At 66.6% G+C, this 790-nt stretch carries 1 protein-coding gene; it reads left to right on the top strand.

The annotated features are described in order from the left end of the window. The coding region (gpM, locus tag ACP7DE_RS27985; RefSeq protein ID WP_426075181.1) for a phage terminase small subunit at positions 1-555 on the top strand (555 nt) is incomplete at its 5' end. Between the last annotated feature and the right edge of the window lie 235 nt (positions 556-790).

The following is a 790-nucleotide window of genomic DNA, read 5'->3' as shown; positions in this document are numbered from 1 at the left end:
GAACGCAAGATCGAGGTCAAGGCCACCTTGCTGCCGGATTACGCGCAGTGGATCGACGGCGTGCTGGCCGGCGGCAAGGGCGCCCAGGATGACGTGTTCGCCACGCTGCTGGTATGGCACATCGACACGGCCGAGTATGCGCGCGCCCTGGTCATGGCCGAATATGCGCTGGCGCACAAGTTCACCTTGCCCGAAACCTACAGCCGCGACATCGCCACCCTGATGCTGGACGAATTTGCCGAAGGCTATTTACACGGCAAGCTGGCCAGCGATCCGCAGCACGCGGCCCAGGTGCTGGGCACCGTCGAGCAGCTGACGGCCGCCAGCGACGCGCCCGACCAAGCGCGCGCCAAGCTGCACAAGGCCATCGGCTTGGCCATGATCGCCGTGCTGGACCTGGCCGACGAAACGGACATCGCCCCGGCGCTGGTAGCACAAGCGGAAACGGCCATGGCCCAGCTGAAACGCGCCCGCGCCCTGTCGGAGTCGTGCGGCGTCAAGAAAGATATGGACCGGCTGGAACGGCGCCTCAAGCGCGCGGCCGGTTCCACGTAAAGAGCATCCCCCGCAGCACGGCGGCACGGGGGGATTCTGGCCAACCCTTTGACCTGATGAACCCCGTCCACCGCCCCATTTTGAAAGCGCCCCGTATGTCCTTCATGGCCCTGCCCCCGTCCATCCCTCCCGGCACCACGCCCGCGCCGCCAGCGGTTGTCCCTGGCGTCATCGAGAACGACGGCTGGTTTCCCGACATCCTGCTCACCGACATGCGCGACGCCATGCGCCTGGA

Origin of the sequence: Janthinobacterium sp. DSP2-3-3 (genome assembly GCF_049897325.1) — a bacterium.
In the GTDB taxonomy this organism is placed as follows: domain Bacteria; phylum Pseudomonadota; class Gammaproteobacteria; order Burkholderiales; family Burkholderiaceae_D; genus Janthinobacterium.
This window is presented reverse-complemented; position numbering and strand designations above follow the sequence as displayed.